Here is a 3,312-nt window from a genome sequence, read left to right on the forward strand (position 1 = left end):
GAGCGACGGCAGCTGGAGCTTTACGCCGGATGCGCTGCTGTCGGAAGGCAAGCACACGTTCTATGTCACGGCGACCGACAAGGCGGGCAACACCAGCGTGCGTTCAGATAACTTCGACCTGACGCTGGACTTTACGCCGCCGGATCCGACCAAGCTGTCCATTACTGACGTGGTGGACGACTACGGCGAGCGCCAGGGTTCCGTTGCACAAAACGGCAAGACCGACGACAACACGCCGCTGCTCAAGGGGACCGGTGCTGAGGATGGCAACATCATCAGGATCTATGCCACCAACGCGGCGGGGACGACCACGGAAGTGGGCTCGGCCAAGGTGGTTAACGGTGAGTGGGAGTTCCAGGTCACCACGCCGATGAAGGACGGAACGTATACCTTCACGGTGAGCGAGACTGACCCGGTAGGCAACGTATCCGGTCCGAAGGGCGACTACGTAGTCACAATTGACCAGGGTGGTCAGCCGGCAGCGCCGACGCTGAGCACGGTCGAAGACGACGTGGGCACGAAGACGGGTATTCTGCAGAAGGGCGACTTCACTGACGATAACGAGCTGAAGCTGACCGGTACGGCGGAAGACGGTACGGTGGTCCGTATCTACGGCGGCGCCGACGGCAAGACGCTGTTGGGCTCGGCCAAGGTTGAAGGCGGTGCCTGGACCTTTACCACGCCGAAGCTGGCTGACGGGGTGCATTCCTTTGTCGCTGAAGCGGTCAACGATATTGGTCAGGTCAGCCCGCAGACCGGCGGCTTCCAGGTTACCGTAGACACCAAGGCGCCTGATGCCGTCACCGGATTCAAGGTGATGGATGATGAAGGCCCGCAGGTGGGTGAACTGCGCGACGGCGACAGGACTGACGATGCCACGCCGACCATCAGCGGCAAGGCAGAGCCGGGCAGTACCGTCCACGTCTATGTAAACGGTAAGGAAGACGGCACGGTCACCGCGGATGCAGACGGCAACTGGGAGTACACGACCAGTACGCTCGATGGCAGCGGCGGCGGTAAGGACTACACCCTGACGGCCCGTGCTGAAGACGCGGCAGGAAACCTGGGTCCGGCGAACACCGGCATGACGATCACCGTTGATACCTCTGATGTACCGGTATCGATTGGCGAGGTTATGGACAACAAGGGCGACAAGCAGGGTGCTCTGAAAGCGAACGACGTCACGGATGATGCGCGTCCGGTGATCAACGGTTCGGCGAAGGCCGGCAGCGTTGTTACCGTCAAGGACGGCACTAACGTGCTGGGCTCCGTCACGGCAGATGAAAACGGCAACTGGGAATTCCAGCCGAGCGTGGATCTGGGTGAAGGTAAGCACAGCATTACCGCAACGGCGAAAGATCCGACCGGTAAGACGGATACTTCCAGCGCCTTCGTCTTTGACGTCGATACCGTGGCGCCTAACCGCCCGAGCATCGACTCCGCTGACGATCAGGTAGGCCTGGTTCAGGATCCGTTGCACAGCGGTAGTGTGACCGACGATCCGCAGCCAATCTTGAACGGCACGGCGGAAGCGAACAGCGTTGTGAAGATCTACACGGCCGACGGTACGCTGCTGGGCTCTGTCACCGCCGGCAGTAACGGAGCGTGGAACTTCAAGCCGGATACCAAGCTGCCGGAAGGGAAGAACACCTTCTATGCCACGTCGACGGACAAGGCCGGTAACGTCAGCGAGAAGTCAGCCGACTTCGTTCTGACCACTGACTACACGCCGCCGGATCCGACCAAGCTGTCCATTACTGACGTGGTGGACGACTACGGCGAGCGCCAGGGTTCCGTTGCACAAAACGGCAAGACCGACGACAACACGCCGCTGCTCAAGGGGACCGGTGCTGAGGATGGCAACATCATCAGGATCTATGCCACCAACGCGGCGGGGGCGACCACGGAAGTGGGCTCGGCCAAGGTGGTTAACGGTGAGTGGGAGTTCCAGGTCACCTCGCCGATGAAGGACGGAACATATACCTTCACGGTGAGCGAGACTGACCCGGTAGGCAACGTATCCGGTCCGAAGGGCGACTACGTAGTCACAATTGACCAGGGTGGTCAGCCGGCAGCGCCGACGCTGAGCACGGTCGAAGACGACGTGGGCACGAAGACGGGTATTCTGCAGAAGGGCGACTTCACTGACGATAACGAGCTGAAGCTGACCGGTACGGCGGAAGACGGTACGGTGGTCCGTATCTACGGCGGCGCCGACGGCAAGACGCTGTTGGGCTCGGCCAAGGTTGAAGGCGGTGCCTGGACCTTTACCACGCCGAAGCTGGCTGACGGGGTGCATTCCTTTGTCGCTGAAGCGGTCAACGATATTGGTCAGGTCAGCCCGCAGACCGGCGGCTTCCAGGTTACCGTAGACACCAAGGCGCCTGATGCCGTCACCGGATTCAAGGTGATGGATGATGAAGGCCCGCAGGTGGGTGAACTGCGCGACGGCGACAGGACTGACGATGCCACGCCGACCATCAGCGGCAAGGCAGAGCCGGGCAGTACCGTCCACGTCTATGTAAACGGTAAGGAAGACGGCACGGTCACCGCGGATGCAGACGGCAACTGGGAGTACACGACCAGTACGCTCGATGGCAGCGGCGGCGGTAAGGACTACACCCTGACGGCCCGTGCTGAAGACGCGGCAGGAAACCTGGGTCCGGCGAACACCGGCATGACGATCACCGTTGATACCTCTGATGTACCGGTATCGATTGGCGAGGTTATGGACAACAAGGGCGACAAGCAGGGTGCTCTGAAAGCGAACGACGTCACGGATGATGCGCGTCCGGTGATCAACGGTTCGGCGAAGGCCGGCAGCGTTGTTACCGTCAAGGACGGCACTAACGTGCTGGGCTCCGTCACGGCAGATGAAAACGGCAACTGGGAATTCCAGCCGAGCGTGGATCTGGGTGAAGGTAAGCACAGCATTACCGCAACGGCGAAAGATCCGACCGGTAAGACGGATACTTCCAGCGCCTTCGTCTTTGACGTCGATACCGTGGCGCCTAACCGCCCGAGCATCGACTCCGCTGACGATCAGGTAGGCCTGATTCAGGATCCGTTGCACAGCGGTAGTGTGACCGACGATCCGCAGCCAATCCTGAACGGCACGGCGGAAGCGAACAGCGTTGTGAAGATCTACACGGCCGACGGTACGTTGCTGGGCTCTGTCACCGCCGGCAGTAACGGAGCGTGGAACTTCAAGCCGGATACCAAGCTGCCGGAAGGGAAGAACACCTTCTATGCCACGTCGACGGACAAGGCCGGTAACGTCAGCGAGAAGTCAGCCGACTTCGTTCTGACCAC

General features: G+C 60.8%; 1 protein-coding gene. It reads left to right on the forward strand.

Translation table 11 applies throughout. The annotated features are described in order from the left end of the window. The coding region (locus tag C8D90_RS22140; protein WP_230473077.1) for an Ig-like domain-containing protein at nucleotides 1-3,312 on the forward strand (3,312 nt) is incomplete at both ends.

It is taken from the genome of Enterobacillus tribolii (assembly GCF_003363015.1).
Classification (GTDB): domain Bacteria; phylum Pseudomonadota; class Gammaproteobacteria; order Enterobacterales; family Enterobacteriaceae; genus Enterobacillus; species Enterobacillus tribolii.